The organism is Fundidesulfovibrio terrae (genome assembly GCF_022808915.1).
GTDB classification, from domain to species: Bacteria; Desulfobacterota; Desulfovibrionia; order Desulfovibrionales; family Desulfovibrionaceae; genus Fundidesulfovibrio; species Fundidesulfovibrio terrae.
The window spans coordinates 423,883-441,133 of sequence record NZ_JAKZFS010000003.1 but is presented as its reverse complement, the minus strand read 5'-3'; the positions used below and the strand labels follow the sequence as shown (position 1 = coordinate 441,133).

The following is a 17,251-nucleotide window of genomic DNA, read 5'->3' as shown; positions in this document are numbered from 1 at the left end:
GATGCCGGAACGTTTCGGAACAGTCCTGGCGTTTCCGGCCGCGGCCTCCTCAACGCCGTATCCCCTGCATTGGCATCCGGGTCCGTATCCCCCCGTAATCCCGATGATTCCTATTGGACCGTTTAATGTGTTAAATATAACACATTAAAATTATTGACTTTTTATCCATTCGGACCTTGCCCGTCCAGATATGTTGTGTCAAAATCGACATACACAATCGATGCGGCAGGCTCCGGTTTTCCACGTCACGCTTTCATTCCCCGACACCGCCGCAGCCAATCCGCCTGAACGACTCCAGCCGGGGCGAAGAGTTCATCATGGCGTGCGGAGTGCCGCGCTGAGGAGGGGAGACTTCTTGTGCCAAATCGAAAGCAATCTGCTGAGCCATTGACCCGCAGTGGGGCAGTTTCTACTCAGCTATGTCATGTTTGGCATAAGAGTGGGCACGCCAACGCCTCTGCCGTCCGAGCGGCACGGCGCTGGGATACGTTTCGATAGAGCGGCCCGCCGGCGGGCTGCCTCATGAAGGAGTTTCCGATATCCCGGCCGCTCCGTGCGGGCGGGGCACACTTAACTGCCGAAGAGGGAGGTTGCATGGACATTTCGCGGCGTGGATTCGTGAAACTGGCGGGGGCAAGCGCCGTCTGCCTGGGTCTGACCGAGCTGGGATTCAACCTGGCTCCCGTCAAGGCTCACGCGGCGGCGCTCAAGATCGAGGGGGCGAAAGAAGTCGTCTCCATCTGCGGCTTCTGCTCCTGCGGATGCAATATCATCATGTCTGTGAAGGACGGCAAGCTCGTAAGCTCCGAAGGCGATCCGGACTACCCGGTGAGCGAGGGCGCCTTGTGCGCCAAGGGAGCGGCCTTCCTTTCGATGCACCATAGCGAGCACCGGCTGACCAAGCCTCTGTACCGCGCCCCCGGCAGCGACAAGTGGGAAGAGAAGGATTGGGACTGGACGCTTGGCCGCATCGCCCAGAAGGTGAAGGAAACCCGCGACAAGGAATTCGTCCTGAAGAACGACAAGGGCCAGGTGGTCAACCGGGTGGAGTCCATCTTCCAGCTCGGCACCTCCCAAATGGATAACGAAGAGTGCGCGGTGTCCCACCAGATGCTTCGCAGCCTGGGGGTCGTGCATCTCGACCACCAGGCACGGGTCTGACACAGCCCCACTGTACCGGCTCTGGCAGAGTCGTTCGGACGTGGTGCGATGACCCAGCATTGGATTGACATCAAGAACGCTAACGCCATTCTCATCATGGGGAGCAACTGCGCGGAGCATCACCCCATCGCCTTCAAGTGGGTGCTCAAGGCCAAGGACGCCGGGGCCACCGTGATGCACATCGACCCCAAGTTCTCCCGCACGTCGGCCCGCTGCGACATGCACGTGCCGCTGCGCAGCGGCACGGACATCGCCCTCCTGGGCGGCATGATCCGCTACATCCTTGTGAAGGACAAATACTTCAAGGATTACGTGCTGCAGTACACCAACGCCGCGTTCATCGTGGGCAAGGACTACGACTTCAAGGACGGCCTCTTCTCCGGATATGACGCGCAGAAGGCCGGCTACGACCAGAAGAAGTGGGACTTCGAGCGCGACGAGAAGGGCACGCCCAAGCGGGACGTGACCCTCAAGAACCCCCGTTGCGTGTTCCAGCTCCTGAAAAAGCATTACGACCGCTACACCCTGGACAAGGTCTCCACCATCACGGGCGTGTCCAAGGAGAACCTGCTCAAGGTCTACGAAGTCTACACCGCCACCGGCACGCCGGACAAGGCCGGGACCATGATGTACGCCCTGGGCTGGACCCACCACAGCGTGGCCGTGCAGAACATCCGGGCCGCAGGCGTGATCCAGTTGCTGCTGGGCAACGTCGGCGTGGCCGGCGGCGGCATCAACGCCATGCGCGGCGAACCCAACGTGCAGGGGTCCACGGACCATGCCCTGCTCTGGGACTCGCTGCCGGGATACAACCCCGTGCCTAACACCAATTGGCCGACCTACGAGGACTACCTCAAGGCCAACACGCCCAAGACCGCCGACCCCAAGAGCGTGAACTGGTGGCAGAACAGGCCCAAGTACACGGCCAGCCTGCTCAAGGCCTGGTTCGGCGACAAGGCCACCAAGGAGAACGGCTTCGGTTACGAGTGGCTGCCCAAGGTCGACGCCGGCGTGAGCTACGCCAGCATGTTCCTGTTCGACAGGATGTACGCGGGCAAGATCAAGGGCGGCTTCATCTTCGGCCACAACCCGGCCCAGAGCATGCCCAACACCCACAAGATCCGGAAGGCCCTGCCCAAGCTGGACTGGCTGGTCATGGGCGAGGTGCACCACACCGAGACCACGGACTTCTGGCGCGGCCCGGGCATGGACCCCAAGACCGTCAAGACCGAGATGTTCGTCCTGCCTTCCTGCCAGCGCGGCGAGAAGGACGGCACCATCTCCAACAGCGGCCGCTGGCACATGTGGCACCACAAGGGCATCGAGCCCATGGGCGAGAGCAAGCCCATGGGATATATGGTCGTGGAAATCTTCAAGAAAATCCGTGATCTGTACAAGAAGGACGGCGGCACGTTCGCCGAGCCCATCCTGAACGCGGACTGGCCCGAATCCTACGACGCGGACTACTTGGCCAAGAAGATCAACGGCTGGTATACCCGCGACGTGAAGGTGGGCGACAAGGAGTACAAGAAGGGCGACCAGGTGGCGGCCTTCGGCATGCTGATGGACGACGGCTCAACCACCAGCCTCAACTGGCTCTACTGCGGCTGCTACGGCCCGGCGGGCAACCTGGCCAAACGCCGCGACCACACCCAGACGCCCATGCAGGCCAAGATCGGGCTGTTCCCGAACTTCTCCTGGGCCTGGCCGGTCAACCGCCGCATCATCTACAACCGGGCCTCCGTGGACGTGAACGGCAAGCCCTTCAACCCCAATATGCCGGTCATCGCCTGGGAGGACGGCAGGTGGGTGGGCGACGTGCCCGACGGACCGTGGCCGCCCATGGCCATGGAGGGCGGCAAGTATCCCTTCATCATGCACACGGAAGGGCACGGGCAGCTCTACGGCCCCGGCCGCGTGGACGGGCCGTTCCCCGAGCACTACGAGCCGGCCGAAACCCCGGTCAAGACGCATCCGTTCTCCAAACAGTTGAACAATCCCTGCATCAAGTGGATCAAGAGCGACATGGACAAGTTGGCCAGCCCGGCCGACCCGCGCTTCCCCATCGTGCTCACCACCTACAGCATGACCGAACACTGGTGCGGCGGCGGCGACACCCGCAACACCCCGGCCCTGCTGGAAGCCGAACCCCAGCTCTACGTGGAGATCAGCCAGGAACTGGCCAAGGAAAAGGGCATCGCCAACGGCGACCCGGTGATCGTGGAGAGCATCCGGGGCAAGGTGGAGGCCATCGCCATGGTCACGGTGCGCATGACCCCCTTCAAGGTGCAGGGCAAAACCGTGCACCTGATCGGCATGCCCTTCTGCTTCGGATGGACCACTCCCGGAGTTGGCGACGCCACCAACAGGCTGACGCCGACCGTAGGCGACCCCAATACGGCCATCCCCGAGTACAAGGCCAGCCTTGTGAACATCCGCAAGGCCGACAAGGTCACCGAGCTCACCATCTAATGCCGTCCGGCCCGGGGGTGCTTCCCCCGGGCCGGGCAGAGCAGGGAGTCTACATATGCCCAAGGCGATCTTCATAGACACTTCACGGTGCACGGCCTGCCGGGGCTGTCAGGTGGCCTGCAAGGAATGGCACGGCTTCGGGGGCGTCCCCACCAAGCAGCGCGGGAGCCATCAGAATCCCCCGGACCTGAACCCCCTCAACTACAAGCTCGTGCGCTTCAACGAGCATAAGATCGACGGCAAGATCCATTGGCTGTTCTTTCCTGACCAGTGCCGCCACTGCCTGCAGCCCCCCTGCAAGGATATCGCGGACGGGTACGTCAAGGATGCCATCATCATCGATCAGCCCACAGGCATCGTGTTCTACACCCAGGACACCAAGAAGCTGACCCCGGACCAGTGCAAGGAAATCACCGAGGGGTGCCCTTACAACATCCCGAGGCGCAACGCCGAAACCGGCATGCTCACCAAGTGCGACATGTGCATCGACCGCGTCCAGGCGGGCATGCAGCCTTCCTGCGTGAAGACCTGCTGCACCGGAACCATGAACTTCGGCGAACGCGCCGAAATGATGGAACTGGCCAAGAAGCGGCTCGCCGACGTCAAGAAGGAGCACCCGGCCGCCATGCTGGTGGACGCGGACAGCCTGAGCGTCTTCTACCTGATCACCCAACCCAAGAAGATGTACCACACCTACGTCGAACGAGAGACCGGCCCCCTCACGCGCCAGGCGCTGTTCGCCAAGCTCGCCCGGCCGTTCGGAAGCATCGCCGGTTAAGGTGTTTGCGCGATCCCGCGTTCCCAAGGCCGCCCGTCCGCGCAGGCGGGTGGCCACATACGGACACCCGGCCGGGCCGCCTCCCCACAAGGCGGCCCGGCCCAACCCAAAGGAGCCTTGAGACGGTGACTTCCACGCAAAAAACGGTTCATACGGCGGGGAATTTGGAAGAGGCTCTTGCGGCCTTGCATGAACGGCTGCCGGAAATGGACGCTGTGGCCGGAGCCTTCGCCGCCTTGAACGAGGCCGCCAGGGAAATCGTGTCCGGGGATTCTTCCTGGCCGCCGTACGCCGAGTTCGACGCCGAGGCGTTCGGCGCGGGAACGCCGCTGTTGGCCGGGCTCATGTCCCAGGATTTCGAGCAGTTTTTTCTGGACTCCGCCTCTGTGATGCTCCCGGCCATCCAGGCGGGTTTTCCCCTGGCGGCCCGGTTCGCCGTGGCTTTGAACGCCGCCCTTGAAGATACTCCCGGAGTAGCCGTCCGGCTCGCCGCGGCGGTTCTCTCCGGCGACGAGAAGGCTCTGGACGCGGCGGCGGAGCAGGTGGACATCCCTGCTCCGGCCCTCAACTTCCTGCTGCAGGAGATCTTGAGGCCCTGCCTGCGCCGCGCCTCGGAACGCCTGGGCAAGCTGGCCGCTGGCGAGCTGTGGTTCAAGAGCCATTGCCCGGTTTGCGGTTCGCGTCCGGACATGGGCTATCTCAAGGAAAAGGGCGACGAGTCGGAATTTCTCGTCTCCAAGGCCGGAATGCTTTGGATGCACTGCTCCACGTGCGGTCACGACTGGCGGTTCATGCGTCTGGTCTGTCCTTCGTGCGGCCAGAACGACCACGAGCGCCTGGAGGTTTTGTCCGTCGAGGGATGCCCGGAGGAACGCGTCCATGCCTGCACCGAGTGCAAACGGTACCTGCCCGTGGCCGACCTGACCAAATGGCGCGGTCCGTTCAACCCTGATCTCGCCCCGATCGGGATGGTCCACCTCGATATCCTGGCCCAAGAGCGAGGGTATATCCCCCTGGTCCGCAGGCCCTGGAACAGCTTCGGCTGACATCGGCTCGCTCGAACTCCCGGAGCTTTCGCACCTGGACGTGATCGTGCAGAAAAAGGGCTTCCCCCCCCGCTTCGGCCGAGTCCTGCCCGCCGGGCGGGACTCGGGCGAGGCAATCCCCAGCCGCCGGAGCCCGCTTTGTCGATCCTGACGGAGGCCTTTCTCTCCATCCAGGACAGGCGCCTCTTTTCGGTATGTTTTCGTGCGATGCTTTGCTAATGTTTCACCACGTGATGGATGACACCCCCGAGACCACTGAGTTGCCTGAAGGAGGCGATGCGCCCCACGACGCAGGGCTTGATGACGCGCCGCCGCCGGTGGTGCGCCTGCGCCTGTGGCTCGAGACCAGGGACGGCATGTTTTTCGGCACGGGCCGGGGCATGCTCCTGGAGGCCGTGGACCGCTACGGCTCGCTCAAGAAGGCCGCCGAGCATCTGGGCATGTCCTACCGGGCGGCCTGGGGCAAGATCAAGAAGACCGAGAAGGTGCTTGGGGTGCTGCTCATCGAGCAGGCCGGAAGCCGCAAGGGCGGGCACAGGCTCACCCCTGGCGGGCGGCTCCTCATGGAGAAGTTCCGGGTGTGGTTCGACGCGGTGGAGGCGTCGGCCGTGGAGAAGGCCCGCGAGCTTTTCCCCTGGCCCTGCCTGAGCTTCACGGAATCCAGCAGGCGCGAGCGCGGACGCCCTGGAGCCAGCGGCCGCGCAGATGAATCCGACGAAAGCTGAGCGCCCCCCCCAAACGTACCGCCCACGACGCGACGCTCTAGGGATTCAAAAGGGACTGGGCCCTTTGGCCGCCGGAGGCTTCCCCCGCCTGTCCCCTCGGGCCTCAAGGCAAGATGAGCCGCGACCGTCTCCGCGCGTCGCGGCAGTTCCTGCCTCAGTCTCGCCAGTTCGCCATAGCCTCAGCGCAGCGTAAGCCTGAACCGCTTCACCGCTTCGCCGCAGACTTCCACCACCGGGTCGTAGCGATACTTCCGCACCAGTTCGTATCCCAACATGGCGAAGAGCTGTTCGGCGCGCGTGTTGCCGGTGTCGCAGTAGAGCTCAAGCGTTGCGCCCCCCGCCTTGCGCCCGTCGTCCGCAGCGCGGGCCATGAGCCCCCGGGCCACGCCTGTGGCCTGGTTCTCGCGGCGCACGCCCAGGTATTCCACCAGCCAGGCGCCCGGCTGGGTCGGTTCGTCGAACACCGAAAGGGAATCCACGTAGGCCTCCTGCCGGCCCAGGATGTCCCGTACCTGCGCGCCGGCGAGGCCCATGCGCGCGGCTGCGTCCCGGAGCGCCGGGGGGGCGAAGGGATAGTCGCGCGTAGCCAGTTCCGGGCGCACCGTGACCGTGCCCGAGCACACGCCGTCCACCAGGGCCACATAGGTGTTGTCGATGCGGCCCCAGGGTTGATCCGGGTGCATGGCCAGAATGGAGAGGAGCCGGATGATCTCCGGTTCGGGCAGGCCGGTGATGTGGTCCAGGAAGCCTCGCTTGCGGTGGGCGCGCGAGGCCAAGAGGATCATGTCCGCCAGGCATTTGGCGTAGCCGGGTCCTGCGCGGTAGACGGAAAGGGGCTCGGTGTTGTTGACGGGCATGGATAAAGCCTACCACGGCGGGAGGTTACGAGGCAATCTCGGCGGGGCCGCCTGTCAGGCGTAGGTTCCCGACAGACGGCGCCCAGGGCGTCTAACGGTTCTTGCACTGGTTGAGCGCGTTGTTGCAGTTGGCGATGCACGCCGCGCGCTGGTGGGGTTCCGCGATGGTGTTGCAGACCCCGGCGCAGTTCTGCCAGTTCATGTTGCAGTTGGCCTCGATACGCCTGCGTTGCTGCTCGTATTGATCCTGTTGGTTGTAGTATGGCTCGCCGTGACGGCGGTTGTACCCCGGACCGTAGTAGCCTGGTCGGCCGTAGTAGCTGTCGTCGTAGTAGGGGCTTTGTCCGGACTCGACGCATCCGGGCAGTGCGGTGAGAAGCAGCGCAAGCAGCGTGAGTTTCAGCATCGTGCGGTTCATGAAGGGCTCCTTGCCTTGAGGCGATTTCAAACCATCCTTCCCGGGCGGACTGTCACCGCCGGGCAGTCCTAATAGGGCACGTCATAGCAATCGTTGCGCCGGCGGCCGCAATCCATCAGGCAGGCGTCGCGCTGGTACGGATCGTCCAGGGCTCCGCAGCCTCCGGCGCAGTATTCCCATGCAAGGTCGCAATTGGCGCGAACCCGCAGCATGTACTCGTCGTAGCTCTCGTAGGGTCCCCATTCCAGGAAGCCCCGCCCGAAGAAGCGCAGTTCGTGTTCGTGGCGTTCATGGCGCCTGAACTCGCGCCGTTCAGAGCCGCGCTGGTCGAATTCACGCCTGCCGGGTTCGTGCTTTCCGGTATCGTCCCTGACCCCGTCGCGCCGTTCAGAGCCGCGCTGGTCGAATTCACGCCTGCCGGGTTCGTGCTTTCCGGTATCGTCCCTGACCCCGTCGTGCCGATCGGAACCGCGCCTGGTGCCCGGCGTTCCCATGAGCCTGAACTCGTCATGCCCATGCCCGCTCAATCCGCCAGGTACGGCCGTTCCCCGCCCGGTGCCTCCGGACGTCGACCCTCCTCCGTGCCCGTCCCGGGCGATCACCTCGCCCTGGGGCGGCGAGGGCGCCGGGCCGGACTGATCCGGGGAGGGGCGGCCTCCCTGGGCCTGAGCCTGGCCATCGGCCATGCAGGCCATGCAGGCCGTCGCCACAAGCGAGAGGATCAGCATTCGCGCGCTACCGCTCATAGGGCCTCCGGAGGCAAGCGGGATACTTCATCTTCCCATCATACCCGCCTCCGGAAGTCAATGCGCCCCATTGACCCTGTACGCCCTGGGCTGTAAGACCAAGGCCCGCAAGCACACATCTCCCAGGAGCCTCCCCATATGGCGCAGTACGAGGCGGTCATCGGCCTTGAGGTCCACGCCCAACTACTCACCAAAAGCAAGATATTCTGTGGCTGTTCCACCGCCTTCGGCGCGGACCCCAACGAGAACGTCTGCCCGGTCTGTTCCGGCATGCCGGGCGTCTTGCCCGTGCTGAACGCCACGGCGGTGGAGTACGCGGCCAAGATGGGCATGGCCGTGGACTGCGCCGTGAACCCCGTTTCGGTGTTCGCGCGCAAGAACTACTTCTATCCCGACCTGCCCAAGGGCTACCAGATATCCCAGTACGAGCTGCCCATCTGCGAGAAGGGCAAGGTGGACATCCTGGTGGACGGCCAGGTCAAAACCATCGGCGTCACGCGCATCCACATGGAAGAGGACGCGGGCAAGAACATCCACTCCGCCACGGACAACGTGAGCTACGTGGACTTGAACCGCGCCTGCGTTCCGCTCATCGAGATCGTGTCCGAGCCGGACATGCGCTCCTCCGAGGAGGCCGTGGCCTACCTGAAGGAGCTGCGCTCCATCCTGGTCTACCTCGGCATCTGCGACGGCAACATGGAGGAGGGTTCCTTCCGCTGCGACGCCAACGTTTCCATCCGCCCCGTGGGGCAGAAGGAATTCGGCACCCGCACCGAGATCAAGAACGTCAACTCCTTCCGCAACGTGCGCCAGGCCATCGAATACGAAATCCAGCGCCAGAAGGACTGCCTGGAGGACGGCGAGGCCATCGTCCAGGAGACCCGGCTCTACAATCCGGAGAAGAACGTCACGGCCTCCATGCGCGGCAAGGAGGAGGCTCACGACTACCGCTACTTCCCCGACCCGGACCTGGTGCCCCTGAAGCTCGACCCGGCGAGGCTCGAAGAATGGCGCGCCTCCCTGCCCGAGCTGCCCCGGGCCAAGCGCGCCCGGTTCATGGCCGATTTCGGTCTCTCCGCCTATGACGCCGACGTGCTTACCGCCGAGCGCGACGTGGCCGAATACCTCGAGGCCGCCGTGGCCACCGGGGCCGACCCCAAGAAGTGCGCCAACTGGATCATGAGCGAGTTCATGCGCGAGCTGGCCGAGGCCAAACTCACCGCCAGGCAGGCCAAGCTCAGGCCCGCCGAGCTGGCCCGGCTTGTGGCCATCATTGATTCCGGGCTCATCTCCGGCAAGATCGGCAAGCAGATCTTCCCCGAGCTGTTCGCGCAGGGCGGCGATCCCGAGGCGCTGGTCAAGACCAAGGGGCTGGTGCAGATTTCCGACACCTCCGCCCTCGACGCGGCCATCGACGCCGTGCTGGCCGCCAACCCGGCCGAGGTGGAGGCCTACAAGGGCGGCAAGACCAAGCTCATGGGCTTTTTCGTGGGCCAGATCATGAAAGCCACCAAGGGCCAGGCCAATCCGGGCCTTCTGAACGAACTTCTGTCCAAAAAACTCAGCTGATCAGGACTTACCATGACCGACCATATCCAGTTCTCTTCCGACAAAAACGCCCTGATCCTCCTGGACCAGCGCATCCTGCCCGGCCGCGAAGAATACTTCGCCTGCACCAACACCGAAACCACCATCTACGCCCTGCAGACCATGGTGGTGCGCGGCGCGCCGGCCATCGGCGTCACCGCCGCCTACGGCTGCTACCTGGCCGCCTGCGAGGTGGACCCGGCCGACGTGCAGTGGAAGGCCCGGCTCGAAAAGCTCCTGAAGGACCTTGAGGATGCCCGTCCCACCGCCGTCAACCTGCGCTGGGCCGTTGACCTCATGCGCCGCGCCTGGCAGGCCGAGCCCGGCCTGACCCTGACCGGGCTCCGCGAGAAGTGGCTGGACATGGCCAAGGACATCCACGCCCAGGACATCGAGATCAACAAGGCCATGGGCCGTTACGGCGCCGACCTCATCGACGACGGCGACACCGTCATGACCCATTGCAACGCCGGAGCCCTGGCCACAGCCGGGCACGGCACCGCCCTGGGCGTGATCCGCGGCGCCTGGGAGCAGGGCAAGAAGATCCAGGTGATCGCCAACGAGACCCGCCCCTTCCTGCAGGGCGCGCGCCTCACCGCCTACGAGCTGCACAAGGACGGCATCCCCGTGAAGGTCGCCTGCGACAACGCCTGCGCCCTGCTCATGCAGCGCGGCATGGTGCAGAAGGTCGTAGTCGGCGCTGACCGCATCGCCGCCAACGGCGACGCCGCCAACAAGATCGGCACCTTCGGCGTGGCGATTCTCGCCAAGCACTTCGGCATCCCCTTCTACGTGGCCGCTCCGGCCAGCACTTTCGATCTTTCCTGCCCCACGGGCGCGGACATCCCCATCGAGGACCGCACCCCCCGCGAGGTCACCCACGTGGGCGACCACCAGATCACCCCCCAGGGTGTCGGCGTGTTCAACTACGCCTTCGACGCCACCCCCTCGGAGCTGATCGCCGGAATCGTCACCGAGAAGGGCGTCATCCGCGCCCCTTACGTGGAGAACATCGCCAAGATCATCGGCGGGAAGTAAGTTGTTCGACGGGCGCGGGGAGCCTGGCTCCCCGCGCCTTCCTTCACGCTCCTCTTTCCGGTCTTTACGCCGCCGCCAGCGGTGCTACACTCTTCCCAACCGGGAGAATCCAAAACATGAACGTGGTCATTAACGGCAAGGACGCGACCATCCCGGACGGCCAGACCGCCCTGGAATACCTCGCATCCCGTGGGCTCGACCCCCAGGCCGTCATCATAGAACTGAACGAAACCATCGTCCCCCGAGACCAGTGGTCCGGCCTCGCCCTCAAGCAGGGCGACCGCCTGGAGATAGTGTCCTTCGTGGGGGGAGGCTGAAAGCCATGTCCGACCAGCTGGTCATCGGCGGCAAAGCCCTTCAAAGCCGCCTGTTTTTGGGCTCGGGAAAATACTCCACCAACGCGCTCATCCCCGCCATCGTCGAGGCCAGCGGCGCGCAGGTGATCACCGTGGCCGTGCGCCGCGTGGACCCCGAGGCCGGGCGGGAGAATATCCTGACCCACATCCCCAAATCCTGCGTCCTCATGCCCAACACCTCGGGCGCGCGCAATGCCGGCGAGGCCGTGCGCATCGCGAGGCTTGCCCGCGCCGCCGGTTGCGGCGACTGGATCAAGATCGAGGTCATAAGCGACAACCGCTACCTCCTGCCCGACAACCAGGAGACCATCGAGGCCACGCGCATCCTGGCCGCCGAGGGCTTCACCGTGCTGCCCTACATGAGCCCGGACCTCATGGCCGCCAAGCGTTTGTACGAGGCCGGAGCCGCCGCCATAATGCCGCTGGGCGCGCCCATCGGCACCAATAGGGGCTTCAGGACCAAGGAGCTGGTGCGCATCATGATCGAGGAGATCCCCCTGCCCATCATCGTGGATGCGGGCATCGGGCGCCCCTCCGAGGCCTGCGAGTGCATGGAGATCGGCGCGGCCGCGGTGCTTGCCAACACCGCCATCGCCTCGGCCAGCGACCCCGTGGCCATGGCCCGGGCCTTCGGGCAGGCCGTGGCCGCCGGGCGCGCCGCGTATCTTGCCGGGCCGGGAGCGGTGCACGAAACCGCTCGGGCCTCGTCGCCGCTGACGGGATTTTTGCACGAATAGAGACATACCATGACGTTTTTCGACGAACTGCGCCGCTTCGACGGCTTCGACTTCCAGGGATTCTTCGCGTCAGTCACCGACGCCGACGTCTCCCGCATCATCGCAAAAGAGCGCCTGAGCGGCATGGACTACCTGGCGCTCCTGTCGCCGCGCGCCGCGTCGCACCTGGAACCCATGGCCCGCCGCGCCCAGGAACTCACCATCCGCCACTTCGGGCGCGCGGTGCAGCTGTTCACGCCGCTCTATCTGGCCAATTACTGCACCAACCAGTGCGTCTACTGCGGCTTCAACACGAAAAATCCCCTGGAGCGCCGCAAGCTCTCCCTGGATGAAGTCGAGGCCGAGGCCCGGGCCATTGCCGAAAGCGGCCTCAAGCACATCCTCATCCTCACCGGCGAGGACCACAAGAAAAGCTCCGTGTCCTACATCGCGGACTGCGTGCAGGTGCTCAAGCGGCACTTCACCAGCATCTCTCTCGAGGTCTACCCCCTCACGCGCGAGGAATACGCCCAGCTCGTGGCCGCCGGTGTGGACGGCATGACCATGTTCCAGGAGGTCTACGACGAGCCGGTCTACCTGGAGCTGCACCCGAAAGGCCCCAAACGCGACTATCGTTTCCGCCTGGAGGCCCCGGACCGGGCCGCCCAGGCGGGTATGCGCCTGGTGAACATCGGGGCGCTTCTAGGACTCCACGACTGGCGGCAGGAGGCCTTTTTTACCGGCGTGCACACGGATTACCTGCAGCGCGCCTACCCGGACATCGAGGTGGCCATCTCCACGCCGCGCATGCGCCCGCACCTGGGGGGATTCCCGCCCAAGGTCATCGTCTCGGACGCGGACCTAGTGCAGTATATTTTGGCCTTCCGGCTGTTCATGCCGCGCGGCGGGGTGACGCTCTCCACCCGCGAGAACGCGAAGCTTCGCGACAACCTGTTGCCGCTCGGCATCACCAAGATGAGCGCGGGTGTGTGTACCCAGGTGGGCGGGCGCGCCACCGGCCAGGAAGACACGGGCCAGTTCGAGATTTCGGATGAGCGAAGCGTGGCCGAAATGGCCGAGATGCTCTATTCTCGGGGCTACCAGCCGGTGTACAAGGATTGGCAGTATTTGTAGAATCCGTCCCACACCCACCAGAATCCTGCACACTTAGCTTAATCAACTCCTTAAAATAGCAGCTCAATTAGCCAATACACAGGCTAGCTGGGCTGCTTTTGTTTTTTCATACTACCCCTCACATTACACATGGCTATGTGTAATCAGTAGTTAACTACTCTGAATGTAGGACAAAATTATTTATGAATTTTGAGCAATAATTTAGAGCTATTAACTACTTGAGAGAAGGTGAGCCAACTGGGAAGCGATGTCACCAACCAGGAGGAGCTCCAGTTGAGACTGGGATACTTCAGCTAACCGAGAAGGTTGCCAGTGGAGATCAGGATAATGAGCAAATGAGTTGACTCATTGGCCGTGGAGATGCGGGTGGGTGTTGGAATCGAGGTAGCGAGGTTATTTGCTGGACCGTGAGAGGTTTGGGAAAGATCTGGCTGGAGGTGTTGCAAGCCTGGCTGTTCAAATCGACCAGGATGCGTTCGGACGGGTTCAGATAAGGAAGGCTACGAAGAGGGGAGGGTAGGGGAGAGAGACGACATTTGGGATACTCTGAGGCAAATTACACATGACATTCTGGAAAACAGTCTAACATTCTAGAATTATTGATGTGACAAGGGATTGATAGTCCTTAGCCGTGTGTAATGCTGAAATAAAGAATGTGATTCTAGAGACTTGAGCTGATTTGAAGGAGTTGCTTGGTCATACTCCGCTAGATGCCATGATCCGTGAAAATTTTGCCACGGCTCACCGGTTTCAACGAGTGTCGAGCTGTCGTTGATTCTGGCAACACGCGCCAATCGCTTCCCGAGTCACTAAGCCGGTCACTAATCTAAAAAAACTTCCGGAAGGGCCACCAAGCCGACTGAAGGGTGCAATAGCTGTGGGCCGAGCGCCGGGTCAGTTTGCATTAGGTCGGTCTGACCGTGGGTAACCCATCACTCCAGTCCCAGAACATCTCAGCAATTTGCGGCATTGCTGGCAGAATGGCTTCTGACAGAAGTAAACATTCATCGGCCATACAGAGATAATGTCTGTGTGAGCTTTGAAAACAAGGCATATGGCAAGTTCAAATGGAGCAGAAAGAACCGAAAACATTCATGTCAGTATTTTTTCTTTTCCCAAGGCAATAAAGAAATAAAACAGGTAGAAGGCGAAGTTTATGTTTCTTCAAAATATCAAAAGGAGTCAGAAATGACAAAGAAAATCAAAAAAACATGTCACTATCACAATGAACACACATTTTACGTGGAGCCAGGCGAAGAATGGAAGGCGCTTTGTCCATCGTGCTACAAGCACTATTATTTGCCAATGAAACATAAGTATTCTTATTCTGACATGAAGAAGTTTAGAGAGCAGATAATCTCAGAGGTGGACGGACACCTTGATTAACAATCTCAAAGTACACGAGTTAGGAGAAATATATTATGAATATGTTGCAAAACTTACTAAAAAACTCAAAAAAGAATCAATTACGGGAGAAATAAAATGAGTTACTGTCAACTTGCAAAAGAAATGAAAAATGAATATGGGTTTATTGTGTGGGCTCTATGCGACGGAAAGCCAATGGCTGTCGAGCCGCGCACTCGATGTGTATATGAATATTTCCAATATGCAGAATTGATGACGTACAACAAAGCCGTGTGGCACCTGGAAAGACTCAGAGATGATGGGTGTTATGATGTCTACCTAGGTTTCGTCGATGAGGAGGTCAATTTGAAGTTGTTCGATTTGTAGAAATATTGAAAATGCACACAAAACGAGGATGGTTGTTGTTGGCTTTAGGGAGATTGAGCGAACCTAGCCTCAACAAACAGATTTTAGAGGGCCGGGAAACCGGCCCTTTGTATTTTACTAAAAGCATTTGAGAAATACGAACACAATGCAATTCAAATATAAACTAAGAAAGGATAATGTTAATGCTAGAATATCAAGAGCTAATGGGCAATGTTATTAAAGGTCAAAATTCAGATTTGTATCACGCAAGAAAGCTTGATTTGTATGAAAAGCTTTCCGAAAATTTTAGCATGATTCCACTGTGGGGCAACACAAAGAAGGCAATCGACAAGGGGTGGTCCAGGTATTGTCATGAAAAAAACGTATTCGACAAAAACAGGTACAAGTTCAACAATGCGGGAATATGTTGTGGTCCTGCTTCAAAATTGCTCGTGTTGGATGTGGATAATCCCCGGCTTTTTGAAAAAATGCTACGGGATAGCGGGGTGGAGAACATTCCGAAAACATTCACTGTGAAAACAGGAATGAAAGGATATCAGTGCTACTATCTTCTGCCTAACGACGGGAAACAGTACGGAGTAACCGTAATAAAACATGACGGTGAAAAAGTAGGGGAACTGAGAGGTGTCAGAGGTTATGTCGTGGCTCCTGGCTCAAGACATCCTGACACTGGGAATATATACGAGATTGTCTGTTTTGATCAGGTAAACAAAGCCTCTGAATTTATACTTGGCTTGAATAAGGAGGAAGTCAAAGCCAGCAACGAGAAACGTGAAACTAAATACATTGAAAGCGTGTACGGAGAAATTGATTTGTATGAAATGGGTATCCCAGAAGACACAATTAGGCAAATTCAATATCCATGGCCTGTAGGCGAGCGCTCTGAGAAAGAGATGTCCGTCATATTCAAGCTCCTGCTGGCTGGTGTGTCAGAAGAAAATATCCATTCCGTATTTGAGTATTGCCAGATTGGTGAGAAGCATCATGAGCGTGGAACTACACGTCACAATATATTGCAATATGAAATTGAGAAGGCAAAAGTTGAGATAGAAAAATCAAAAGGGAAATGCGCGATGAATGTCTTAGAATGTAAAGCAACAAAAAAATACAGAACTTCCTTGAAGGAGATTCTCGTACGGGACAAAAGGCTAGAATATCTTATCGAAGGGTTTTGGCCAAAAAATGAAACGATGGTGATTTTCGGCGCTGGCGGTACGGGGAAGTCTTTGTTGACAACTTTGATTGCAGCAGAAATTGTCACGCCAACAGAAAATGGTTTATTCGGTATGTTTAAGGTTGGCGAGCCAGGCCGAGTATTGATCTTTCAGTCTGAGAATGGCGAGGAAGCAATAAACGAGAGAAATCATGTGTCAGCCAGACTGCTTGAAGTTGCTCAGAACAATGGAGAAAACATTGAATTTGTTTCATTGGGAGGCGGCGAGGATATAACAATATCTGGCGACATTGAAAATGAAGATTTCTTCAAATTTATTTGCGAACAAATTGAAGAATTCAAACCAACTGCTGTCATTTTTGACCCGCTGTCATGTTTTCATTGCAAAGATGAAAACGACAATAGCGGGATGCACAGGGCACTAAACAGATTGAATATTATTCAGCAAAAGTATAAAATTAATATTTTGATTGTACACCACAGTGGTAAGCAAGACAGCGCAAATGGAAGGTCAGCCGGTAGAGGTGCAAGCTCAATCCATGGGTGGTGCAGAAATGCAATTGAATTGAAATGTACAGATGAACTTGGTGGGAAGTTCAAGCTTGTACATCAAAAGGCTAATAATTTTAAAAAATTTGGAGAGATTGAACTCGTCAGAGATGAAAAATTGAACTTTGTGGCTACAAGTTGTGGTGTTAAATCAAAAAATGTTGACAGCAAAACTGCAACACCAAAGAAAGCAACGCCAGAATTTGTCTTGGCTGTTTTGAAAAAACTTGGAGGTAAAGTTGACAAGCAACAAGAGCTTATTGACAAAATGATTGGGTTTGCGCCGACTGAAGGGATAAGCATGTCTATTGGAAAAGCACAGCCTTTAATTCAAGAAGCAATTGAATCAGGCTCAATAATTGAGTTTAAAGGTCCACGGAACTCTAAAGGTCTCAGAGTCAACGACGGTTCTGACATTCAGTTCTGAAATGCTTTCAGCTTTCAAGTTTCACGTTTTCAGATTCTGAGTCTGGACCAAGGTGAAACCTGAAAACCTAGGCGTAGCAACGACTTTCACATTTCAAGTCTGATTTTCAGTCTGAAACCTGAAAACCATTGATATCACTGAGTTTTCAGTTTTCAAATCGTCCTATATATGGTGAGACTGGGGGAATGTTGAAATACATTCCCCCATCCAGACTCTTTCACAAAATTAGAGAGGAAGAAAAATGCCTTCCTTCTCCCACCTTGTGACAAAGAAAAGCATGCTACTTGTATTCCGAGATTTTCGTATTACACTGCCACTGGCGGGAAATATATTCAA

The 17,251-nt window shown here is 58.9% G+C and carries 13 protein-coding genes; 10 read left to right on the top strand and 3 right to left on the bottom strand.

What is annotated here, in order from left to right; genetic code table 11:
- Positions 1 to 594: 594 nt before the first annotated feature.
- The 4 genes from fdnG to ML540_RS12735 all read left to right on the top strand — a co-directional run bounded on the left by fdnG (position 595) and on the right by ML540_RS12735 (position 6,182).
- Positions 595 to 3,633 carry a formate dehydrogenase-N subunit alpha gene (gene fdnG / locus ML540_RS12750; protein WP_243361658.1) on the top strand — a complete coding sequence of 1,013 codons (3,039 nt, stop codon included), beginning with the start codon at positions 595 to 597 and terminating at the stop codon, positions 3,631 to 3,633.
- Between the two features lie 55 nt (positions 3,634 to 3,688).
- Positions 3,689 to 4,411, top strand: a complete 723-nt coding sequence (locus ML540_RS12745; protein ID WP_243361656.1) for a 4Fe-4S dicluster domain-containing protein — start codon at positions 3,689 to 3,691, stop codon at positions 4,409 to 4,411.
- Between the two features lie 206 nt (positions 4,412 to 4,617).
- Entirely contained in the window at positions 4,618 to 5,457 is an 840-nt protein-coding gene (locus ML540_RS12740; protein WP_243361654.1) for a formate dehydrogenase accessory protein FdhE, read from the top strand.
- A gap of 218 nt (positions 5,458 to 5,675) precedes the next feature.
- Complete coding sequence (locus ML540_RS12735; protein ID WP_243361652.1) at positions 5,676 to 6,182, top strand: winged helix-turn-helix domain-containing protein; 507 nt, start codon at positions 5,676 to 5,678, stop codon at positions 6,180 to 6,182.
- 179 nt (positions 6,183 to 6,361) lie between these two features.
- On the opposite strand, the gene ML540_RS12730 is transcribed toward ML540_RS12735, so the two are convergent.
- The 3 genes from ML540_RS12730 to ML540_RS12720 all read right to left on the bottom strand — a co-directional run bounded on the left by ML540_RS12730 (position 6,362) and on the right by ML540_RS12720 (position 8,203).
- A complete protein-coding gene (locus ML540_RS12730; RefSeq protein ID WP_243361650.1) occupies positions 6,362 to 7,039 on the bottom strand; it encodes a GNAT family N-acetyltransferase in 678 nt (225 codons plus the stop codon).
- Positions 7,040 to 7,130: 91 nt separating this feature from the next.
- A complete protein-coding gene (locus ML540_RS12725; protein WP_243361648.1) occupies positions 7,131 to 7,457 on the bottom strand; it encodes a hypothetical protein in 327 nt (108 codons plus the stop codon).
- A 68-nt stretch (positions 7,458 to 7,525) separates the two neighbouring features.
- On the bottom strand, positions 7,526 to 8,203 hold the full coding sequence (locus ML540_RS12720; RefSeq protein ID WP_243361645.1) for a hypothetical protein: 678 nt from the start codon (positions 8,201 to 8,203) through the stop codon (positions 7,526 to 7,528).
- A 138-nt stretch (positions 8,204 to 8,341) separates the two neighbouring features.
- Here ML540_RS12720 and gatB point away from each other — a divergent pair, with 138 nt between their 5' ends.
- From gatB to ML540_RS12690, 6 genes are all read left to right on the top strand, one after another.
- A complete protein-coding gene (gatB, locus tag ML540_RS12715) occupies positions 8,342 to 9,772 on the top strand; it encodes an Asp-tRNA(Asn)/Glu-tRNA(Gln) amidotransferase subunit GatB (protein ID WP_243361643.1) in 1,431 nt (476 codons plus the stop codon).
- Between the two features lie 12 nt (positions 9,773 to 9,784).
- Positions 9,785 to 10,828: an S-methyl-5-thioribose-1-phosphate isomerase gene (mtnA, locus tag ML540_RS12710; protein ID WP_243361640.1), complete on the top strand. Its 1,044-nt coding sequence runs from the start codon at positions 9,785 to 9,787 to the stop codon at positions 10,826 to 10,828.
- A 116-nt stretch (positions 10,829 to 10,944) separates the two neighbouring features.
- On the top strand, positions 10,945 to 11,145 hold the full coding sequence (gene thiS, locus ML540_RS12705; protein ID WP_243361638.1) for a sulfur carrier protein ThiS: 201 nt from the start codon (positions 10,945 to 10,947) through the stop codon (positions 11,143 to 11,145).
- Positions 11,146 to 11,150: 5 nt separating this feature from the next.
- A complete protein-coding gene (locus tag ML540_RS12700) occupies positions 11,151 to 11,921 on the top strand; it encodes a thiazole synthase (protein ID WP_243361636.1) in 771 nt (256 codons plus the stop codon).
- Positions 11,922 to 11,930: 9 nt separating this feature from the next.
- Positions 11,931 to 13,034 carry a 2-iminoacetate synthase ThiH gene (thiH, locus tag ML540_RS12695; protein WP_243361634.1) on the top strand — a complete coding sequence of 368 codons (1,104 nt, stop codon included), beginning with the start codon at positions 11,931 to 11,933 and terminating at the stop codon, positions 13,032 to 13,034.
- 1,913 nt (positions 13,035 to 14,947) lie between these two features.
- Entirely contained in the window at positions 14,948 to 16,915 is a 1,968-nt protein-coding gene (locus tag ML540_RS12690) for an AAA family ATPase (protein ID WP_243361632.1), read from the top strand.
- The last annotated feature ends 336 nt before the right edge of the window (positions 16,916 to 17,251 follow it).

Coding starts and splice junctions, on each gene's coding strand:
- ML540_RS12745 (WP_243361656.1), top strand. CDS start 3,689: ATGCCCAAGGCGATCTTCATAGACACTTCACGGTGCACGGCCTGCCGG.
- ML540_RS12740 (WP_243361654.1), top strand. CDS start 4,618: ATGGACGCTGTGGCCGGAGCCTTCGCCGCCTTGAACGAGGCCGCCAGG.
- ML540_RS12735 (WP_243361652.1), top strand. CDS start 5,676: ATGTTTCACCACGTGATGGATGACACCCCCGAGACCACTGAGTTGCCT.
- ML540_RS12730 (WP_243361650.1), bottom strand. CDS start 7,039: ATGCCCGTCAACAACACCGAGCCCCTTTCCGTCTACCGCGCAGGACCC.
- ML540_RS12725 (WP_243361648.1), bottom strand. CDS start 7,457: ATGAACCGCACGATGCTGAAACTCACGCTGCTTGCGCTGCTTCTCACC.
- ML540_RS12720 (WP_243361645.1), bottom strand. CDS start 8,203: ATGAGCGGTAGCGCGCGAATGCTGATCCTCTCGCTTGTGGCGACGGCC.
- gatB (WP_243361643.1), top strand. CDS start 8,342: ATGGCGCAGTACGAGGCGGTCATCGGCCTTGAGGTCCACGCCCAACTA.
- mtnA (WP_243361640.1), top strand. CDS start 9,785: ATGACCGACCATATCCAGTTCTCTTCCGACAAAAACGCCCTGATCCTC.
- thiS (WP_243361638.1), top strand. CDS start 10,945: ATGAACGTGGTCATTAACGGCAAGGACGCGACCATCCCGGACGGCCAG.
- ML540_RS12700 (WP_243361636.1), top strand. CDS start 11,151: ATGTCCGACCAGCTGGTCATCGGCGGCAAAGCCCTTCAAAGCCGCCTG.
- thiH (WP_243361634.1), top strand. CDS start 11,931: ATGACGTTTTTCGACGAACTGCGCCGCTTCGACGGCTTCGACTTCCAG.
- ML540_RS12690 (WP_243361632.1), top strand. CDS start 14,948: ATGCTAGAATATCAAGAGCTAATGGGCAATGTTATTAAAGGTCAAAAT.